Consider the following 18,653-nt stretch of genomic DNA (forward strand, 5'->3'; position numbering starts at 1 on the left):
CAGTCTAAATCTAAATCTTGATCTTAACATGAATCCAGCAGAGGTGAAGCTTATAAGCCTTCCAAATCACCTTGAAATGGTGAGAAAATGTTCGAGGAAGTCGAGGTTGAAGCCTATGTATATCCGACGGAGGATATTGAGAAGGTAAAGAGAGCCATGCTCAATCTGATACCTGATCTGGAGTTTGAGGCATTTGACAGGGGGGAGTACATGCTCCTGAGGGGGAGAACTGCAGACAAAAAAGCACTCCACAGACTCTATGAGCTCTTCAGGGGACAGGCCATACTCGACACAGCGCGCGCATTTCTGGAGGAGGGGTATTTCGGCGAGGAAATCATAATAAGGGTTCACAAGCAGGCGGCCTATGCGGGGAAGGTGAACTTCAACGAGGAATCCCCGCTCGGCCCGATAACCATCATAATAAAAACAAAAGACCCGAAGAGGCTTATGAGGTGGCTCGCTCCGAGGACAAAGGACGGCGTGCCGGTTGAGTGATCACGATTTCCTCCCCCGTCCTATCTTTGCCGTCAGAACCTTCTCGGTGGAGAATATCCTTGCGGTTGTGTAGAGGGTCAGAGCGGCCAAAACTGCCAGATACGCTATGCTCGTGAGCATTCCCTTGTAGTTACCGGAGAGCATGTACTGGTATGCCACTATAGGATGGGTGAATGGATCCGCAAGCAGGGCATAGCGGGCCGCCGCTGGAAGTTCCCCGAGGCCTGTGTACATTAGGATGAACGCGGGAAAGGCCAGAGGCAGGATTACGGAGCTAACAACCGTGTTGGCGCTCTGAACATCCTGGGCAAATATCGCCAGAATCATCGCAAGGCTCAGGGAGAATATTATCGTCAGAAATATAATCAGCGCGAAGAGCGCCATTCCCCCCGGTGCAATCTGAAGGCCGAGCTCGCTGAGGCTGATTCCGGACTGGACTCCCAGTGACCCCATGTAGCTCCTCATGCCCACCATGTAGGCCAGAGCGGCTATAAGCCCCATCAGGGCCGTTCCTGTTATCTTTGAGGCGACTATTGTGGTCCTCTTCACCGGCAACGTCAGGAGGGTCTCCAGCGTCTTGTTCTCCTTCTCTGCGGCAACCGCTCCCGCGGCCATCTGGGCGGTTATCGTGACCATGAGGAAGATTATTATCGGCAGCGTGATTGACTGGGAGGCGAGGACTCCGGAAACAACAGACGGGGAAACAGGAACTATTCTGTTCTTCAGGTAGGACATGCTCTCCGCCCTCACAGGGTGGAGAACGGCATCGGGGCTCTCAACACCCAGCTTCTGAACCTTTATCCTTGCTATCTGCTCGGAGAGAACAGATATGACTGCATTTATCCTCCCCTCGCTCACACTCTCCTTCATGCCGGTGCTCACGGACCTGAATATCCCGTAAAGCTTAACCGTGGCTGGTTTATCCTCTATTATGCTCTCGCTGAAGTTGTGAGGAATGACAACGAGGACGTTCTGATCCTTTTTGGCCGCAAATTCCAGAGCCCTTTCAACCGAACCTGCATTTATCAGCGTCACGGTAACGTTGGGGGCACGCTGGAGGGTCTTTACAAGCACCACTCCGTATTGTCCATCATCGAAGTTTGCTATGGCGACATGAGTTTCGCCCTGCGCCTTCTCAAGCCCCACCTGCATCAGCTTCCCCATGGCGGGATAGAGAACCAGAGGGACTATGATAAGCCCGAAAAGGAGCTTCTTATCCCTGATGAGGTTTTTCATCTCCTTCTTGGCCATAATCCAGAAGTCACTCATAATGAACACCTCCCTCGCCGACCGCCCTCATGAACACCTCTTCGAGGTTTTCAGCACCATAGCGCTCCTTGAGCTCCCCGGGGGTTCCGAGGTCTATTATTCTGCCCCCATCTATCAGGGCAACCCTGTGGCAGAGGAATTCAACCTCAAGCATGTTGTGGCTTGAAAGCAGAAAGGTCACGCCTTCACTCCGGGCAAACTCCCTGATGGTCTTCCTGATTGTATAAGCGTTGATTATATCCAGACCGCTGGCGGGTTCGTCGAGTATGGCCAGCTTCGGCCTTACCATAAGGGCCCTTGCAAGCAGAAGCTTCCTCGTCATGCCCTTGGAATAGGTGGAAACCTTATCATCAAGTCTCCCACCGAGACCTGAGAGCTTTATACCCAGTTCCATCATTTTTGCCGAGTCCCTCTCATTCTTTGCGTAAAGCCTCGCCATGAACTCCAGGTACTCCCTTCCGGTGAGGTTTTTATAGGCTCCAGCCTCCTCGGGAAGATAGCTTATGAGTTCCCTTATTCTCGGAGCTTCTTTGACCACATCATGCCCGAATATTTCCGCTTTTCCTCCGGTTGGTGTTAGCAGCGTTGCGAGGATTTTCAGGGTGGTGCTCTTTCCTGCCCCGTTTGGTCCGATGAGCCCGAATATTTCCCCCTCCTTGATCTCAAAGCTGATACCCCTGAGGGCCTTAACCTTCCCGTAGTCCTTCTCAAGGTTTTCAACCTTAACCGCCGGCATTTTTCTGCCTCCCAACCCTGTAGAGCATGAGTCCTAAAGTGGAAAGAACGACTCCAAACAGGAAAAGGCTCCAGATTCCGGAGTGCCCTCCGATGAATGCAGCACCCAGGCCAGTGGTTAGGCCGAGCCAGCCGTTGAGCTGCCGTGTATTCCTGAATCCGTGTGAGAGCCCAGCTAAGACTGAACCGAACATAACGAGGCCGAGCTCAAGGGCAAGCAACGGAGTATTTATCCCGGTGCAGACCTCTCCGCTCGGCAGTATCATGCAGGCGAGTCTTTCAATTGGCGGTTTTAGGATTCCAAGAAGAATGCCGGTAAAGTAAAGCCCGAAACCGGCAGTTTTTCTAATGTTCGTCTTTTTCACCCCCGTAAAGGAAAACATCCTCGATTTTAACCCCAAAAAACCTCGCAATTTTAAACGCAAGTCTAAGCGATGGATCATACCTTCCCCTCTCAATCGCTATTATGGTCTGCCTCGTTACTCCCAAGGCCTTTGCCAGCTCCTCCTGCGTGAGTCCCTTCAGTTCTCTAAGCTCCCTCAGACGATTTCTCATCCTCTTCACCGGTCTTTTCCTTGATGCGCTTCGATACGAGGGAGTTCAGCATGACAACACCAAAAACCGCCGTGAATGTTACCCATGCCGAGGTTCCGAATTTCCTGTAAATCAGAGCGAGAAGCGTTGAATCGACAGCGGATAGATACACGAAGATTCTTGCACCCTCCTTTCCTCCCCACGGCAGAAGGTCGTTTGAGAGAAGGAGCAGCACGAGGGCCGCCGCAACAAATGAGACATCCGGCGCCTTCAGGAGGAAATTCACAGCAAAAGCCACGGGCAGGCCTATGATTAAAAACACCGCGAGCTGGAATAACCTTGCCCTCATTCACATCACCCGCTCGTAATAATAGTGGGAGATTAAGAGTACCGCCGCCCCGAGGGCGAGGGGAATTATAAGCTTCGTCGCCACCTCGACGTTCCCCCTGCTGTATTCCCAGAGGTATTCGGCAAAGAGGAAAAAGCTCATCACCGCGTAGCCGTTCCTCGCGCTCTTCGCACCTATGAGGCCGCTCCTCTCATCCTCAATCCTCTCAACCTTTGAGCTGTAGTACCACGTGAGCAGATAGCTGAGCAAAAAGCCCGCCACAAAAATTCCCACAGCCAGAAGGGCTTTCCCGGACTTTGTTGAGTAAGCCAGCCCGATTATCATGCCCGTAATGAGAATCCCAAGCAGGTGTTCGTACTTCATTCACATCACCCTCGAGTAGTGGTGTTTCAGCGCGACCTTTAGAACCGAGACGAGAACCATCAGGGCAAGGGAGAGGTAGTAGGCGCTCCTCAGCTCCGGGCAACTCTGGGAAAGTACCGCCAGACCCACCACGCTGAAAGCGAGGACGAGCACCAAAACCTGAAGCGTCCTTCTTGATGCCATCTCCTCAATGCGGAGCGTTCTCTCATCGTTTACAATCTCACCGCGCCTCTTAACCCACTCGGAATATAAGAAGGTCGTGGCAATTGCCCCAGCCAGAACCCCAAAGGCGAGTGCGGCGTTTCCCATCCAGAGGGCCACGGCCAACAGCGATGCGGTCGTGGCCGGAATCGCATATCCAATTGCCCTCCATCCTTCCACATTTATCACCATGTAAAGTTTCCTTTACGTAAAGCTTCCTTTACATCCTTATAAGCTTTTCCCCGAAAGGTTTTTTAAAAGAGGTCTGGAGTTTTTAGCCGGGCGGGGGTTGCCGAGCCTGGCCAAAGGCGCGGGATTTAGGGTCCCGTCCCGCAGGGGTTCGCGGGTTCAAATCCCGTCCCCCGCACCATTGCTGCTCTGTTTTCAGTTATGAAATTTACAACTGCCGGCGCACTGCAGTTGCCCACCAGTATCCCTACGGGAGAAAAAGTTTTTAATATCAGATATTATGTTAAATTAAGGTGTTTAAGATGAAGGGAAAGAGCTTTCTCACCGAGCAGCAGATTAAGATCCTCCGGCTGAGGGCGAAGGGGCTGAAGCAGAGCGAGATTGCGGAGCTTCTGGGGACGAGCAGAGCCAACATAAGCATCCTTGAGCACAGGGCCCTCGAAAAAATCCAGAAAGCCCGGAATACCCTCCTTCTATGGGAGCAGATTAACTCCAAGATAAGCGTGGATGTTAAACAGGGAGAGGACATCTTTGATGTTCCCGAAAAGCTGTTCAGAAAGGCCGATGAGCTGAATATAAAGGTGCCCTACAGCACCGCCGAGATTATAGCCTTTCTGGTTGACCATGCGCCTATCGAGGACAGAATAACCAAGCGTGACTTCACGCTCTTCCTCGACGCCAAGGACAGGCTGAGGATAAGCGAATGCATTCTGGAGGACTTTGGCGAAACGGGGGGACGTGTTTAAGATTGTTGAGGTTTGTATGGTGAAAGAGTAAAGTCTTCGGAAAATGCACTCTAACGATGCAAAAAACCTCAAGCATGACACTCACGCCCAACTTTTAGACACGTCCGGAAACGGGGAAAGTATAATAAATCCCTGAATGTATCCCTAGCGGTGGTGACCATGCTGAGGAACTATCGTTTTCCACCAAGATACGGGCCCGAGTGGGGAAGCGGCGGAATTTTCGGACTGAGGTATCACAACGGTGTTCTCTACTTCACCGTGGCATTTGAAGCCCAGGCGCACTTCGTGAGGGAAGACGGGGATAGCGAAAGGGTGTATGAGTTCGAGCTGGTTGGGGAGAGACCCACCTCCGGAGGGGACACCTACAATGCCGTTGAAGCCGTTGATGGCTCCATATACTTCGGCGGCTGGGTTCATGCGCCCGCAGTGTATAATAACAGGAGGATCAGCTTTGTCAACAAGTACTCCCATGTCCATGAATACGACACCGAGAATGATGAGGTGAAGCTCATCTGGAAGGAGTCAATACACCATGAAACCGACTGGGCCGGAGAGGTGAGCGATATAATCTACGACCCCTACGGCGACAGGCTGCTTCTGGCGAGGGAGGACGGGCATGCAAACCTCGGTGTTTACTCCCTCGACAGGAGAACCGGGAAGGCCGAACCCCTGCTGAATGAACCATCTCCAAAGGGAACCCTCGTCCACGACACGGTTTTTTTCGGTGTGGGAAATAATTTTGTCTCCGGAGTCGGGGAGTTTAAAGCCCTTGATCTGATAACGAACAGATGGGAGAGCTTTAAACCAGGAAGGAGCGTTGATGGCAAACCCTACATAAGACCGGGGCTCGGGGCGATGGCATCGGCATACAACAGGGCATTTGCCTTCGTGCGCGGGGGACTCTTCATAGGCAATCCCTTCATGGGAGATGAGTTTGCCTTTGCAAGGCTCTTCGAGTTCTACACATTCTATGCCCCATTCAGGGTGAATGCGATAAACGTCGGCGGGGGGATTCTGACAGCGTTCAATGCCCATCACGACGCAACATACAGGTCGGACACTGGGGAAAGCATTGAGTGGGCCACCACCAACGTTATCGTCGGGCCGAGCGTTCTCGTTTACGTTGCGCCCCCAATGGTAAAGATAGTCGGTGCCTTTGGAGCGAGGATAACCAGCATCGAGAAAATGGACGGGAAGATACTTCTAGGAACGAACAGCACCCCAAACACGGGTGCAAAGGAGGCGACACCCTTCGATACAGGGAACAAAGACATAGTCGTTCTGGACGAGAAAATCATTCAGGAGAGACCACCTGCGGTTAGCTTCTCCCTGCCCCTCTTCCTGCCGGGCATGGCGGGGAGGTATGGAGCCGGGGTGTTTGGCGGAATTCCACTGGACGGCTATCGCAGGCCTAGGATGATACTCCATGCCTCAAAGGACAACAGGCTAACCGTTTATGAATACGACCTCTCCCTGCCTCTTGGAGAAGCACATCAGGAGATATTCGAGATAAAAGCAGGAAAGAACGTGATAGACCTGAGCTCTTTCAGCGGAATAGTGTCATTTGAGCTGGAAAAAGAGGACATGAAAGGAAAGGCGAGGATAGAACTCCTCTAACCTCTATTCTTTTGGATTATACCTCCGCCTCTCCCTTCCAGCTGTAGCTGGATTCGATTAGCTCATCGAGGGTGAGCCTCTCCGCACCCACTATCTCCGGCTCAAAGTCTTCAAGCCTCTTCATTATTTCCTCCCTGGATATCCTGGATTCATCGAAAACAACCGAGCCTCTCCTGGAGTAGCCGTTGATAAATGCCCTGTAAATCCCTTCCTCGTTCAGCAGCTCATACTGTTTAACCATGGCATCCACGGGATTTATCTTTCTGAACTTCAGGCGGAGCTTCAGCATCTCCATCACCCGAAGTATTTCTCTATATCTATGTAGGTCTTTCTGTAGACCTCGCTCCTCTTCATTTTCTCAACGAACTCCCTGGTGCGGATGTACTTGTCCTTCCTGTACTCCCAGTCAGGGTGCATGGCCTTCCACTCCTCCCATGTGTAGCTGAACTGCTTCTGCACCTTATCCCTGTAGAGCTCGGGAATCACGTTGAATGTGCAGAAGGGCACTATCCTCCCGTCTGGCATTGCGTAGTGTATGACGCAGCGCTCCACCCTCTCCACATCGTAGTTATACTCATCCATGAAGTGCATCATGCCGAGGAAGAGAGCATTTACATGGAACTGGCCGAGGGCGTCGTAATTTCCATGCACGAATGCATTCTTAATCAATCCGAGGACATCGAGCCCCTCCGGGGCGTATTTCTCATCATAGAAGCTCCTGAACTTCAGGAAAATCTCCGCACCGAGCTTCAGTTTCTGGAGCTTTCCTAGGTGTTTCCACTTCTGAACCTCCTCCGTTTTGCTCTCAAGGTACTCAACGAAGCCCTCCACATCGAGGAACCTGCTTATGGGGACAACCCTCTTCTTTTCCCTGTCAAGGAAGACATAGGTTGCGGCACCGCAGCAGTAGTGGCTGGTCATGTAGTACCTGCTCCCCGCAAAGGCCTCAAAGAACCTCGCTATGTGACCTGCAATTGGGATGGGATACCAGTCTTCCACGGCTATCTCGCCGTTTGTCTGCTCTTCTATTCTGGCTATTGCGCCGGGTATCGTAATCCTAAAGCGCTGGCGCTCCCTCTTCGGAACCCTGCCGACGAGGGAAATCGGCTGGAAGTTTACACCGCGGACGATGTCGAGGTGGTTGAGACCGAAGTTTATTATCTCCCCGAGCTCATGGTCATTGACGTTTCTTATGGTTGTGGGCACGAGGACTATTCCCGGCCCTCCAGCCTTCCGCACGTTCTCAAAGATGAGCGGTATCTCCCAGTGGTTCTTCCAGTTCGTCTTCGGGGTCATGCCATCGTAGCTCAGGTAGAGCGTGTTGACGCCTGCTCTTTTAATTCTCTTCACAAGATTTGGCTCAAATGCAAGCCTTATTCCGTCGGTGTTGAGCTGAACATGATCATAACCCTCTTCCCTGGCTATGCGCACTATTTCGATCAGATCCTCCCTCAGGGTTGGCTCTCCTCCGGTGAGCTGGACTGCATTCGCTCCAACAGGATACTCCTTCTTGGCGTTGCGGAGCATCATCCGTATCTGCTCAAGGGTGGGCTCGTAGATGGGCTGTCCTTCTTTGGCGTAGAAGAAGCAGTTGCTTATGAGGATTCCATCGCCGGCGACGAAGGCGTGCTCTTCACTATCCACTTCAAGGTCGTAGACATATCCGCTGTACTCCCCAGTCTCTATTTCCTCCACGGTGTCTACGAAGAAGTCGCCGACGCGCTCAACCCTGGCGGGCTTTCTGTTTCCAACGTCGCCGAGCCTTTTCCTGTGTCCTTCCCTCAGTTCGAGGAGTTCTAAGAGTTTCACCATGTCCTGGCCAGCTATGTAGAGCTTGTGCAGATCGTGATTTGCTCCCTTCATCCTCTCCTTTCTGACCGTGTAGACCCTGGCGAACACTCCGAGGGAGGCGAGAAGGTAGAGCATGTCCCTTATGAGATCACGTGAAACACTTGCGTAGCCAATGCTCAGGTGCCTCTCGCCCCTAACAACGTAGCCGTCCCCGTTGAAGAGCCCGCTCAGGAGGGCAATCTTAGCCTCGAACGGGAACTTCAGGAAGTCTTTTGGAAGCCTCTTGTTCTCCGCCCCCTCGGGAATGCCGAGGGCGTACCTGAAAACGAGCCTGAAGAGCCTGCTCCCTATGACTATCTGCTTTGCCTTGCCCTCCCACTCAAGGAAGCTGTAGGGCAAACCGAGCTTTTCTATCAGGTCAATTACTTCCCTCTCCACGTCCTCGTGAGCCACCGTTATCCTGATGTCCTTGTCGGTGTAGTTCCCGTCGGCTATGAAGTAGCCTATCAGCTTGGCAAGCTCCGGCGTGATTTCAATCTTCGAGGGAAGCTCATAGCTGGTTGCATCCCGTCCCAAGCGGAATTCACCTGAGGCATTAAGCTCGTAGAATGCCTTCAATGGCATCGAATCCCTGCCCTTCCACCGGTGGATTTTGTCGCCATGCTTCTCCCTGAGGGGGCTTAAGTCGAGTTCCTTAATTCCACGCACGTAGATCTTCTCCTTCTCTGCGTCTGGTAGCTCCCTGAAGGCTTCGAGAAGGTCAATCTCAGACTTTCCGCCTTTTTCTTTGAAGTTCCAGAGGAGAATGAGTTCGTCTCCATGCTTCAGCTCATCCGCCCTCTTTTTCGCGAACTTTCCTTCCGAGTAAATGAGGAACTTGTGCTCCGGAGTGGTCTTGAGTGTCCTGCCTGTGTGTGTTCTTATCCTGTAAACCCTGCCCCCGTGCTTCCTCCTGAGGAACTTGGTAACTTTTGCCCACTCCGCTTTTCCGTCCCTGAGGGTGAGAACCTCAAGCCAGCCGGGAGTGCCGTACTCCCCGGAGAAGCCGTCTATATCAACCCTGTACTTGAACTCAATCAACCTGGCAATCTCTTCCATCTTAGCTATAACTGGCTTTCCGTTAATCCTGAAGAGAACCTCCTCATCCCCCGGGAGACAGTACCAGCAGCTCAGGTTGCAGCGGTTGGTCAAAACTATGTTCAAAAGGTTCGTATGTGAGCGATGTCTGGCACACAAACCGCAATCAAATGGGCAGTTGACGCCGCTGTTCTCAACATTGAAGCTCATGAGATTGAAATCATACTTCCACCTCTGGAAGCGGTAGTACTGGTCAACACTCTCATAATAAACATCGGTGATCATGCCCTCAGGGCACTTTTTGGTTATCCACACCTTGCCGTCCTTCTCCCATACCAGTGCCGGGACAACCCTCCTCGTCTCGGGACAGAGGGAGTACGTCTTGTGGGGCAGGGGGCCACCGTAACCGCGGCTTGCTTTTTTAATCATTTCATCGAATTCTTTTTCACTGATCTCGGGAAACTCTATAATATTTTTAACCCTGCGGGTGAGCTCTTCAAACTCTTTTTCCCCGCTGGGGATTTCACCAACAGTCTCTGCCATCTCTACCACCTCAAATTTTCCCTTCGCCTCTGGATGGTATTCTCCACCAGGGTATAAAAACTTTTGCGTAAATATGAAGATTTATCTGCATAGGTAAGCGGCACAAAGGTTAATCAGACAAAGGTTAAATATCCCTCAACCAAATTAGGGTGGTGGTGAAATGCCGGCAAGGGAAATGAGGATGGAGATGTTCCTCAGGGCACTCATGAAGAGGGACTTCACCAGGGCAAAGGGACATCTGGATAAGCTGCAGAAAATTGTGGGAACCGATGAATGGGGCATGGGATACGGAAAGGCCATAAACGGTTTTATAAGCGCCCTGAAGGACAATGATGCAGATGCCCTTATCGTCCAGCTCCTCAGCACTCATGACAGAGAGAAAGCAGAGATGCTTCTCAAACACTTTGAGAACATTCTGAAGCATGAATTCAGGGATGAGTACGAGAAGGGATACTACACAGCGTGGGTCGAATTCCTAAGGGCATACCTCTCACAGAAGATGCTGGGTGTCAAAGGTGCCAAAGGATGAGGCTATGAAAAGGCTGGAAGAGAAAATCAAAAGCTGCCGAAAATGTCCTCTGGGCCAGCTCAGAACCAATGCGGTTCCCGGAAGCGGGAGCTACGATGCAGGGATAATGTTTGTCGGGGAAGCTCCGGGCTACTGGGAAGACCAGAAAGGACTGCCCTTCGTGGGCAGGGCAGGGAGGATTCTGGATGAACTCCTCGAAGAAATCGGCCTTAAAAGGGAGGAGGTTTATATAACCAATATAGTCAAATGCAGGCCTCCGGGAAACAGAGACCCCAGTGAGAAGGAAATCAGGGCATGCTCCCCCTATCTGGACATGCAGATTGATATCATCAGACCAAGGATAATCGTTCCCCTCGGACGGCATTCAATGGGCTATATCCTCAGGAAGTTCGGGTTTGAACCCGAGCCCATAAGCAGGATTCACGGCAAGGTGTTTGAGGCCAGAACACTGTTCGGCAGAATTCTTATAGTTCCCGTGTATCACCCCGCGGTTGCACTCTACAAACCAGCGCTTAAGGAGGAGCTCAGGAGAGACTTCAGGAATATCAGGGCTCTGCTTGGAGTATAAAACAAATTTTTTTCATCTTTCAATTACTCTTCGAAGTGGCAGGCGTTTCTCATGTGTTTTTCAGCTTATATGCCTTCATGCTGAAGCTTTTTCTGAGAAAGGTTTTTATGGAATAAACGTGCATTAACGTACTTGAAGATGCATCGTTGAGACATTATTACTCATGGCAGAACGGCAGGATACAGAGGTTCAGAAATGTGCATCATCTCGGTTGTTAGAAATCCAATTTTGACAGTAGAAACTTCGACATATATGCCAGAATGCCAATGGTTATTCAGAAACTCTTATAAATGCCTCTATGATTTTTGAATGAGGAAATATGGAGGTGGAAATGTGTCTGACTTCGGTATACTGTCGTTACTGCCGCCTCTGGTGGCAATTATCTTAGCTATCTGGACAAAGAGGGTTATACTTGCGTTATTTGCAGGTGTCTGGATCGGCGGAGTTATGACCAGCGGATGGAACCCGATATCAGGAACCACCCAGACTCTCGACTGGATTGTCAAAAATGCCATTGATGACTGGAACGTCAAAATACTGCTCTTCGATTTCCTCATCGGCGCGGGTGTTGGACTGATATACAAGTCCGGCGGTGCTTTTGCCATAGGTCGTGCTCTGGCCAACCGGGTGAGGAGCAGCAGAGGGGCTTCCATAATGGGATGGATCCTCGGCGTCCTCATATTCTTCGACGACTACACGAACACAATCATCGTCGGTAACACCATGAGACCAATCACAGACAGAACGAGGGTTTCGAGGGAGATGCTTGCATATATAGACGATTCAACAGCAGCGCCCGTTGCGGGCCTGGCAATAGTCTCGACATGGATCGGCTATGAGGTCGGTTTAATAGGCGATGCGTTTAAAGACCTCAACGTTAGCTATGGTGCATACGTCGCATGGATGCACAGCGTTCCCTTCAGGTTCTACTCGATACTCGCCATACTCCTCGTTCTCATAGTCGCCGCAACCCACAGACACTACGGGCCGATGCTTAAAGCCGAAATGCGCGCCAGAACAGAGGGTAAGGTTCTCCGTGACGGTGCCAGACCGCTGATGACAACTGAAGTCGACCTCGGAATGCCGAAGGAAGGAGGAAGCGTCCACATATTCATATGGCCCATCCTGACGCTCATCTTTGTAACGCTCTACGGCATGTGGTATACAGGAGGCGGGAGCAAAACCTACGCCACGGACGGCATTATGGGCGTTCTCGGAAACTCCGATTCTGCCCTTGCTCTGCTCTGGGGATCATTTGCCATGGTTGTCGTTGCCTTCTTCCTCGTGCTCCTGACGAAGCAGATGAACATTGAAGAGGCCGAGGACGCCATAATAAAAGGCATGAAACAGATGGTCATAGCAAACACCATCCTGCTCCTGGCATGGAGCATCAAAAGCGCCACCGATGCCGTCGGAACGGCTCCCTATATCGTCGATATAGCCAAGAGCGCCGGAGTTACAGGAGGGGTTGTGCCCCTCATAGTGTTCCTCGTTGCCATGTTCATATCATTCACAACTGGAACAAGCTGGGGAACGTTCAGCATCATGATGCCCATAGCCATACCGCTCGCCTACGGTGTCACCGGCTACGTTGGCCCGGAGGTCTTCGCAGCAATCGGTGCGGTCTTTGCAGGTGGTATTTTCGGCGACCACTGCTCTCCGATAAGCGATACAACAATCATGAGCTCTATGTTCTCCGGAAGCGACCATATCGACCACGTTACGACGCAGATACCCTATGCTGTAACAGCTTCAACCGTCGGTCTCGTGCTGTACCTGCTGTTTGCGATAGGCATAAGGAGCTGGGGAATCCTCCTGCCTGTGGGCATTATCCTCCTGGTGGGCGCATGGTACGTCCTCACAGAGTGGTACGGCAAGAAGTACGGCATCCCCCACGGCCAGGTTCCCATATATGTTGTGGAGGAGTGACTTCCTCCCCAATTTTTATTAAGCCTCTCATGTATTTTCTTCGGTGGGTTCAATGCTGGTGAGAGCATTTATTCCTGCACATATAACCGCATTCTTCTTTCCCCGGTTTCACGAGAATCCCATGAAAGCGGGTTCCTTCGGGGCTGGAGTTAATCTCAACAGAGGGACAAACGTCATCGTTAGCATTGAGGAGGGTATGGAAAATCACATACACGTGGCATTTAACGGCAAACCCGTGAAGAGGAGAGCGGCCAGAATCAGCTACGGTGTGGCTGAGGAAATCATCCCGGAGGTATTCAGGGGGGATGTTGAGGTATGGCAGTATTTCGATTTCCCGAATGGGCATGGCTTCGGGAACAGCGCCGGCGGAGCTCTGGGAACCGCCCTTGCCCTCGCATATTCCTTCAAAAACAGAACACTCCTTCAGGCAGCCCAGGTCGCCCACACACATGAGGTCATCAACGGCGGTGGCCTTGGGGATGTCATAGCCCAGCTGCACGGAGGTATTGAGATGAGGATAAAGGCCGGCGCCCCCGGAATAGGCGTTGTCGACAGCATATTCTTCGATGACTACAGGGTCCTTGCGGTACCGCTCGGCAGGCTGAGCACGAGAGAAATCCTGAAAGGTGATGTGATTGAAAAAATCGAGTTTGAAGGAAGGCGGGCTCTGGATATGCTCCTGAATTCCCCAACCCCCGAGAACATGATGCGCCTGGCGAGGGATTTTGCGGAAAAAACCGGCCTCCTTGATGGAGAACTCCTTGAAATAGCGAGGGAGCTGGACAGAGTTCTGAGGCTCCCATCCTCAATGGTGATGCTTGGAAGAAGCATCTTTGCCCTGCTCCGCCCGGATGAGGTTCAGAGCGCGGTAGGGGTTCTCGATGATCTCTCCATAGAGAACTACTCAATCTGCGAAATCTACAACGAGAAGCCGAAGGTTGGGAGGTGGACGGGCTAAACATTTTTTACCTCCGGCGTCGATACTCTTCAGGGTGATGAATGTGAGATACAGCGAGCTTGCAGGCTTATACCAGAGGCTTGAGAAGACCACGCTGAAAACCCTGAAAACAAAATATGTGGCTGAGTTTCTCAGGAGTGTGGAAGATGCCCGGCTGCTTGAAATTCTGCCGTATCTTATCCTCGGGAAGGTCTTTCCTGACTGGGATGAGAGAGAACTAGGCGTGGGTGAGAAGCTGCTGATAAGGGCCGTTTCAATGGCCACAGGCATCAGGGCTGAGGAGATTGAAAACTCCGTTAAGGATACGGGGGATTTAGGGGAGAGCGTTGCACTGGCCCTTAAAAGGAGAAGACAGAAAAGCTTCTTCTCCCAGACGCTGACGATAAGGAGGGTATACGAGACGTTCATCAAAATAGCGGAGACGAGCGGTGAGAGAAGCCAGGACAGGAAGCTGAAGTACCTCGCAAACCTCTACATGGATGCAAAGCCTGAGGAGGGCAAGTACCTCACCAGAACGATACTCGGCACCATGAGAACTGGGGTGGCGGAGGGTATTCTCAGGGATGCCATCGCGGAGGCGTTTAAGGTCAGGGCGGAGCTTGTTGAGAGGGCATACATGCTCACGAGTGATTTCGGATACGTGACAAAGACCGCAAAGCTTGAGGGCAATGAGGGCCTCAGCAGGGTTCATATCCAGGTGGGGAAGCCGATAAGGCCGATGCTCGCTCAGGTCGCGGCAAACATCGGAGAGGCACTGAAGGAAATGGGGGGAAGGGCGGCGTTTGAAATAAAATACGACGGTGCGAGGGTTCAGGTTCACAAGGATGGCGGAAAAATCACGATATACTCAAGGAGACTTGAGAACGTCACAAAATCAATTCCGGAAGTCGTTGAGAGAATAAAGGAGCACATCAAAGCCGAGAAAGCCATTGTAGAGGGAGAACTCGTTGCTGTCGGAGAGAACGACAGGCCAAGGCCCTTCCAGTTTGTCCTCAGAAGGTTCAGGAGGAAATATAACATCGATGAAATGATTGAAAGGATACCCCTTGAGCTCAACCTCTTCGATGTTCTTTATGCAGACGGTTCGGAGCTCATAGACTCTCCATTCAGCGAGAGGAGGCGCTCCCTTGAAGGAATCGTCGAGGAGGCGGAGGGGATAAGGCTGGCAGCCCAGCTCGTCACCGATGATCCCGCAGAAGCCGAGGAGTTCTATAAAAAAGCACTGGAGCTCGGACATGAGGGGGTTATGGTGAAGAGGCTGGATTCCGTTTATGAACCCGGAAACAGGGGCAAAAAGTGGCTCAAGGTAAAGCCCACGATGGAGAACCTTGATCTGGTAATCATTGGTGCCGAATGGGGTGAGGGCAGGAGAAGCCATGTCTTCGCATCCTACCTCCTTGGGGCCTATGATCCCGGACAGGGGGCCTTCCTGCCGGTTGGTAAGGTCGGGAGCGGATTTACGGATGAGGATCTGGTGGAATTCACAAAGCTGCTGAAGCCGCTCGTTGTGAGGGAGGAGGGAAAGAACGTTGAAATAGAGCCCAAAGTCGTCATCCAGGTTACCTATCAGGAGATTCAGAAAAGCCCGAAGTATGAGAGCGGCTTTGCACTGAGGTTCCCCCGCTACGTTGCTTTGAGGGAGGACAAAAGCCCGGAGGAGGCGGATACACTGGAAAGGATAGCCCAGCTCTATGAGCTTCAGGAGCGGTTCAAGGCAGGGCGGAGATGATTTCCTTCCTCACAGTCTGCAGCGCTCTGTCCACGGCAATCTTGAGTGAAAGGATGGCAATGACGCTCAGAAGGACACCGGCTGCTATCATCCCCTCATTTTCTCCGGCGGATGCCGCCAGCACGGGATAGTCATATACCGAATGGGCAAAAACGGCAAAAGCCCACCCCGCCAGCGCTTCTCTATTCTTTCCATAGAGCAGATAGCTCAGGGGAACCGCTGTCCACAGCACGTGGAAGGCAACTACGACCAATCTAACTCCAAAAAGCAGCATCTGGGTACCGTTCCGGGTCGGTGCAAGAGCGAAGGCCGAAATGTACGAGAGCGTCTCAAAAACGGCAAATACCACTGCGGTTCCAATGGTGAGCTTCCAGAGATATGATTTTTCCCCTCTTTTCAGCAGAATTAAAAGGGGAGAGAGCTTGAGGCTCTCCTCAACGATTCCAATTGAGAGCGCCATGGTCAGAGGCGACCGATAAATCCTCCATACGGACAGCTCAAGAATCCCCGAAATAAACAGCAGCAAAATTCCCCCGAAAAATACATATGGAAGCCGGACAGTCTCCGGAAGCTCCTCCCATTTTTCCCTAACCTTTTTAAGGCCGTCTAATGCCACCAGCCCTCCGAGGAGCACTATAACTCCGATATAAACCCCCAGGATTCCGGCAATCATCATCGGGTTCCATTTGTCCATGAAGGTTTATTAACCTGCCTAGGGATGGCTGGTTTTATTCTTTATTCCGGGCATATACTGGCAGGATAAGGCTAACTGTGCTTTTTCCTAAGAGCCCACCCGGCACCCAAAGTTTTAAAACAGCCTGCAATACGCAAATTGATACAGAGGTGCCAAAGATGAAGGAAGAGCTGATCAGGATGATATTTAAGGAAAACGTCATTCGTTTTGGCCATTTCATCCTCACTTCCGGCAGGGAAAGCGACTACTACATTGATATCAAAAAGCTCATAACAAACCCCCGGGCGTTGAAGCTCATTGCAGAGCTCATGGAGGAAAAAACCCGGAGGTTGAACATTGAATTCGACAAAATTGCAGGCCCAGAACTGGGTGCTGTGCCGATAGCAACGGCGCTGGCCCTGAAAACCGGAAAACCCCTCCTCATAATCCGAAAGAAAAAGAAGGAGCACGGGACAGGGAAACAGATTGAGGGAGACGTCAATCCGGGCGACAGGGTTCTGCTGGTGGAGGACGTTACGACAACGGGGGGAAGTGTTCTGAGGGCGGCGAGGATCCTCGAAGAAAACGGTGCGAGGGTTGCGGCGATATGTGTTGTCGTGGACAGGGAGGAGGGGGCTGAGGACGCTATCGGCAGGGAATACACGTTCCTGCCCCTGGTGACCGTTGGCGATCTGTTTCAGCATTCAAAACGCTTAAAATCCGGAGGCTGAGCCTAAAATTATACAGAAGAAGCAAAAAATCAGACATAATCCTCAAGGGTTTTGGCCCTCACCATGATTGAAGCCTTTTCCTTTCCGTAATAGACCTCAACAAGGCCATCGGATTCAAGCTTTTTAACGGTCTGGAGAAGGGTGTGCATTGGCGTTTCAAGCTCGGAGCTTAATTTTTGAAGAGAAGTTGCCTTCTTTTTTGTGGCAAGGGTTTTATACACGATATCCTTCCTCCGGCCCAGCATCAGGGATGCACCATATAGATTATGCAGGCAATCTAAATAAACCTTGCTGGACAGTTTTTGCCATTATGGCAGGTGCAGATTTATAAATGCCGGCGCCATTCCTGAAAACATGAGGGTTGAAATCCAGAAACTCGAAGCGGACGGCCTTGGAAAAGCCAGAATTGGGAGGAAGACAATTTACGTTCCCTTCACTGCGCCGGGGGATGTCGTGGAAATCAGAAAATGGCATCGCGAAAAGAAGAAGCTGGTGGCCCATGATTATGAGATAGTCGAGCCCTCCCCCATCAGGGTAAACCCCCCATGCCCGTATTTCGGGAAATGCGGCGGCTGTCTTCTTCAGCATCTGCCCTATAGGGAACAGGTTAGGCTCAAGGAGGAGAAGCTCTTCAGCATCCTCGGATTTGAGGTTGATGTCCTGCCCTCCCCGGAAATTTACGGCCACAGAAATAGGATTGATGTTGTCACCTCGACGGGAGGAATAGGTTTCAGGAGGAGGGGAACGTGGTGGGATGTCGTTGATATTGAGGAGTGCAAGGTCTTCGGTGAAAGGAGCCGAACCGCCCTGAAGGCATTGAGAGAGTTCATCCATGATTTTAAGCTGCAGCTATACGACATACGAAAGAATGAGGGTTTTTTGAGGTATATTGTCCTCAGGGAAGGAAAGTTCACGGGGGAGCTCATGGTGAATCTTGTTACGGCCGAAGGAATGCTTCCCGGGGATGTTGAGAGCTATTTCCCCTTTGCAGACTCGCTTTACTGGAGCATAAACAGGAGCAAAAGCGATGTCTCGTTTGGAGATGTTGAGAAGTTCTGGGGCAGTGAGTTCATAATGGAGAGGATAGACGATGTGGCCTACCTGATACATCCGAACAGCTTTTTCCAGACAAATTCATACCAGACCGTCAATCTCGTGGAAGAGGCCTCCCGGCTTGTTGATGGTGAAAGGGTGCTTGATCTCTATTCGGGCGTTGGAACATTCGGGGTTTATCTCGCCAAACGGGGATTCACCGTTGAGGGAGTTGAGGTCAACCCCTTCGCTGTGAAGATGGCGAGGAAAAACACCGAGCTGAACGGTGTTGAGGCTGAATTCAGGGTGGGGAGGGATAAGGATGTCGAAAATCTCGGGGCGTATGACACGGTAATCGTCGACCCACCGAGAGCGGGTTTGCATCCCAAACTCATAAGGAAAATCTTAAAAGAAAAACCGAACACCATTATTTATATATCCTGCAATCCCAGAACCCTTGCCGCCAATCTCGCAGGGCTTTCGGGGATGTACTCCATTGAGGAGGCCAGGGGCTTTGACATGTTCCCCCACACCCCCCATGTGGAGACGTTGGTAAAACTGCATTTGAAGGTTTAGATTTAGAACCGTAAGGTTC

Annotated in this window: 21 protein-coding genes and 1 tRNA gene; 11 read left to right on the forward strand and 11 right to left on the reverse strand. The window is 51.5% G+C overall.

What is annotated here, in order from left to right; genetic code table 11:
- The first annotated feature begins 87 nt into the window (after positions 1-87).
- Positions 88-495, forward strand: a complete 408-nt coding sequence (locus ACYQ27_RS11210; RefSeq protein ID WP_456452467.1) for an RNA-binding domain-containing protein — start codon at positions 88-90, stop codon at positions 493-495.
- Here ACYQ27_RS11210 and ACYQ27_RS11215 read toward each other — a convergent pair whose 3' ends face one another.
- From ACYQ27_RS11215 to ACYQ27_RS11245, 7 genes are read right to left on the reverse strand one after another with little or no spacing between them, the layout of a single operon-like run.
- Positions 496-1,764 carry an ABC transporter permease gene (locus ACYQ27_RS11215; protein ID WP_456452469.1) on the reverse strand — a complete coding sequence of 423 codons (1,269 nt, stop codon included), beginning with the start codon at positions 1,762-1,764 and terminating at the stop codon, positions 496-498.
- Entirely contained in the window at positions 1,757-2,500 is a 744-nt protein-coding gene (locus ACYQ27_RS11220) for an ABC transporter ATP-binding protein (protein WP_456452471.1), read from the reverse strand. Before ACYQ27_RS11220 ends, ACYQ27_RS11215 begins: the two co-directional genes overlap by 8 nt.
- Positions 2,487-2,864, reverse strand: coding sequence for a hypothetical protein (locus ACYQ27_RS11225; RefSeq protein WP_456396155.1), 378 nt, complete (start codon positions 2,862-2,864; stop codon positions 2,487-2,489). Before ACYQ27_RS11225 ends, ACYQ27_RS11220 begins: the two co-directional genes overlap by 14 nt.
- Positions 2,845-3,054, reverse strand: a complete 210-nt coding sequence (locus ACYQ27_RS11230) for a helix-turn-helix transcriptional regulator (protein WP_456396154.1) — start codon at positions 3,052-3,054, stop codon at positions 2,845-2,847. The genes ACYQ27_RS11225 and ACYQ27_RS11230 overlap by 20 nt, the downstream gene beginning before the upstream one ends.
- Positions 3,029-3,382, reverse strand: coding sequence for a hypothetical protein (locus ACYQ27_RS11235; RefSeq protein WP_460041646.1), 354 nt, complete (start codon positions 3,380-3,382; stop codon positions 3,029-3,031). The genes ACYQ27_RS11230 and ACYQ27_RS11235 overlap by 26 nt, the downstream gene beginning before the upstream one ends.
- Positions 3,383-3,745 carry a DUF2178 domain-containing protein gene (locus ACYQ27_RS11240; protein ID WP_456452473.1) on the reverse strand — a complete coding sequence of 121 codons (363 nt, stop codon included), beginning with the start codon at positions 3,743-3,745 and terminating at the stop codon, positions 3,383-3,385. It abuts the gene before it with no gap.
- Positions 3,746-4,126, reverse strand: coding sequence for a DUF2178 domain-containing protein (locus ACYQ27_RS11245; protein ID WP_456452475.1), 381 nt, complete (start codon positions 4,124-4,126; stop codon positions 3,746-3,748).
- A gap of 102 nt (positions 4,127-4,228) precedes the next feature.
- On the opposite strand from ACYQ27_RS11245, the gene ACYQ27_RS11250 reads away from it, so the two are divergent.
- The 3 genes from ACYQ27_RS11250 to ACYQ27_RS11260 all read left to right on the forward strand — a co-directional run bounded on the left by ACYQ27_RS11250 (position 4,229) and on the right by ACYQ27_RS11260 (position 6,498).
- Positions 4,229-4,316, forward strand: a tRNA-Leu gene (locus tag ACYQ27_RS11250).
- 121 nt (positions 4,317-4,437) lie between these two features.
- A complete protein-coding gene (gene enfR / locus ACYQ27_RS11255; protein WP_456452495.1) occupies positions 4,438-4,881 on the forward strand; it encodes a transcriptional factor EnfR in 444 nt (147 codons plus the stop codon).
- 159 nt (positions 4,882-5,040) lie between these two features.
- Positions 5,041-6,498, forward strand: coding sequence for a DUF2139 domain-containing protein (locus ACYQ27_RS11260; protein ID WP_460041873.1), 1,458 nt, complete (start codon positions 5,041-5,043; stop codon positions 6,496-6,498).
- A gap of 16 nt (positions 6,499-6,514) precedes the next feature.
- On the opposite strand, the gene ACYQ27_RS11265 is transcribed toward ACYQ27_RS11260, so the two are convergent.
- Both ACYQ27_RS11265 and tes-int read right to left on the reverse strand, forming a co-directional pair.
- Positions 6,515-6,793: a DUF3213 domain-containing protein gene (locus tag ACYQ27_RS11265; protein WP_456396151.1), complete on the reverse strand. Its 279-nt coding sequence runs from the start codon at positions 6,791-6,793 to the stop codon at positions 6,515-6,517.
- Positions 6,793-9,909: a tetraether lipid synthase Tes, intein-containing gene (gene tes-int, locus ACYQ27_RS11270; RefSeq protein WP_456452477.1), complete on the reverse strand. Its 3,117-nt coding sequence runs from the start codon at positions 9,907-9,909 to the stop codon at positions 6,793-6,795. Before tes-int ends, ACYQ27_RS11265 begins: the two co-directional genes overlap by 1 nt.
- 160 nt (positions 9,910-10,069) lie before the next feature.
- Between tes-int and ACYQ27_RS11275 the strand changes: the two genes are divergently transcribed.
- The 5 genes from ACYQ27_RS11275 (at position 10,070) to ACYQ27_RS11295 (ending at position 15,622) form a co-directional block, all read left to right on the forward strand.
- Complete coding sequence (locus ACYQ27_RS11275) at positions 10,070-10,438, forward strand: hypothetical protein (RefSeq protein WP_456396149.1); 369 nt, start codon at positions 10,070-10,072, stop codon at positions 10,436-10,438.
- Positions 10,425-11,006 (forward strand): type-4 uracil-DNA glycosylase, encoded by a 582-nt coding sequence (gene udg, locus ACYQ27_RS11280; protein ID WP_456452479.1) that lies wholly within the window; start codon positions 10,425-10,427, stop codon positions 11,004-11,006. Before ACYQ27_RS11275 ends, udg begins: the two co-directional genes overlap by 14 nt.
- Positions 11,007-11,339: 333 nt before the next feature.
- Positions 11,340-12,935 carry a Na+/H+ antiporter NhaC family protein gene (locus tag ACYQ27_RS11285; protein ID WP_460041874.1) on the forward strand — a complete coding sequence of 532 codons (1,596 nt, stop codon included), beginning with the start codon at positions 11,340-11,342 and terminating at the stop codon, positions 12,933-12,935.
- Positions 12,936-12,987: 52 nt separating this feature from the next.
- A complete protein-coding gene (locus ACYQ27_RS11290) occupies positions 12,988-13,893 on the forward strand; it encodes a pantoate kinase (RefSeq protein ID WP_460041875.1) in 906 nt (301 codons plus the stop codon).
- A gap of 43 nt (positions 13,894-13,936) precedes the next feature.
- On the forward strand, positions 13,937-15,622 hold the full coding sequence (locus ACYQ27_RS11295; protein ID WP_460041876.1) for an ATP-dependent DNA ligase: 1,686 nt from the start codon (positions 13,937-13,939) through the stop codon (positions 15,620-15,622).
- On the opposite strand, the gene ACYQ27_RS11300 is transcribed toward ACYQ27_RS11295, so the two are convergent.
- Complete coding sequence (locus ACYQ27_RS11300) at positions 15,603-16,298, reverse strand: PrsW family glutamic-type intramembrane protease (RefSeq protein ID WP_460041647.1); 696 nt, start codon at positions 16,296-16,298, stop codon at positions 15,603-15,605. The two genes, ACYQ27_RS11295 and ACYQ27_RS11300, sit on opposite strands and share 20 nt — an antisense overlap.
- 176 nt (positions 16,299-16,474) lie before the next feature.
- Here ACYQ27_RS11300 and pyrE point away from each other — a divergent pair, with 176 nt between their 5' ends.
- Positions 16,475-17,026 (forward strand): orotate phosphoribosyltransferase, encoded by a 552-nt coding sequence (pyrE, locus tag ACYQ27_RS11305; protein ID WP_456395942.1) that lies wholly within the window; start codon positions 16,475-16,477, stop codon positions 17,024-17,026.
- A gap of 29 nt (positions 17,027-17,055) precedes the next feature.
- Here pyrE and ACYQ27_RS11310 read toward each other — a convergent pair whose 3' ends face one another.
- Complete coding sequence (locus ACYQ27_RS11310) at positions 17,056-17,271, reverse strand: ArsR family transcriptional regulator (RefSeq protein WP_456395944.1); 216 nt, start codon at positions 17,269-17,271, stop codon at positions 17,056-17,058.
- Between the two features lie 109 nt (positions 17,272-17,380).
- Between ACYQ27_RS11310 and rlmD the strand changes: the two genes are divergently transcribed.
- Positions 17,381-18,634 carry a 23S rRNA (uracil(1939)-C(5))-methyltransferase RlmD gene (gene rlmD, locus ACYQ27_RS11315; RefSeq protein ID WP_460041648.1) on the forward strand — a complete coding sequence of 418 codons (1,254 nt, stop codon included), beginning with the start codon at positions 17,381-17,383 and terminating at the stop codon, positions 18,632-18,634.
- Positions 18,635-18,653 lie beyond the last annotated feature (19 nt).

The organism is Thermococcus atlanticus, from assembly GCF_054657855.1.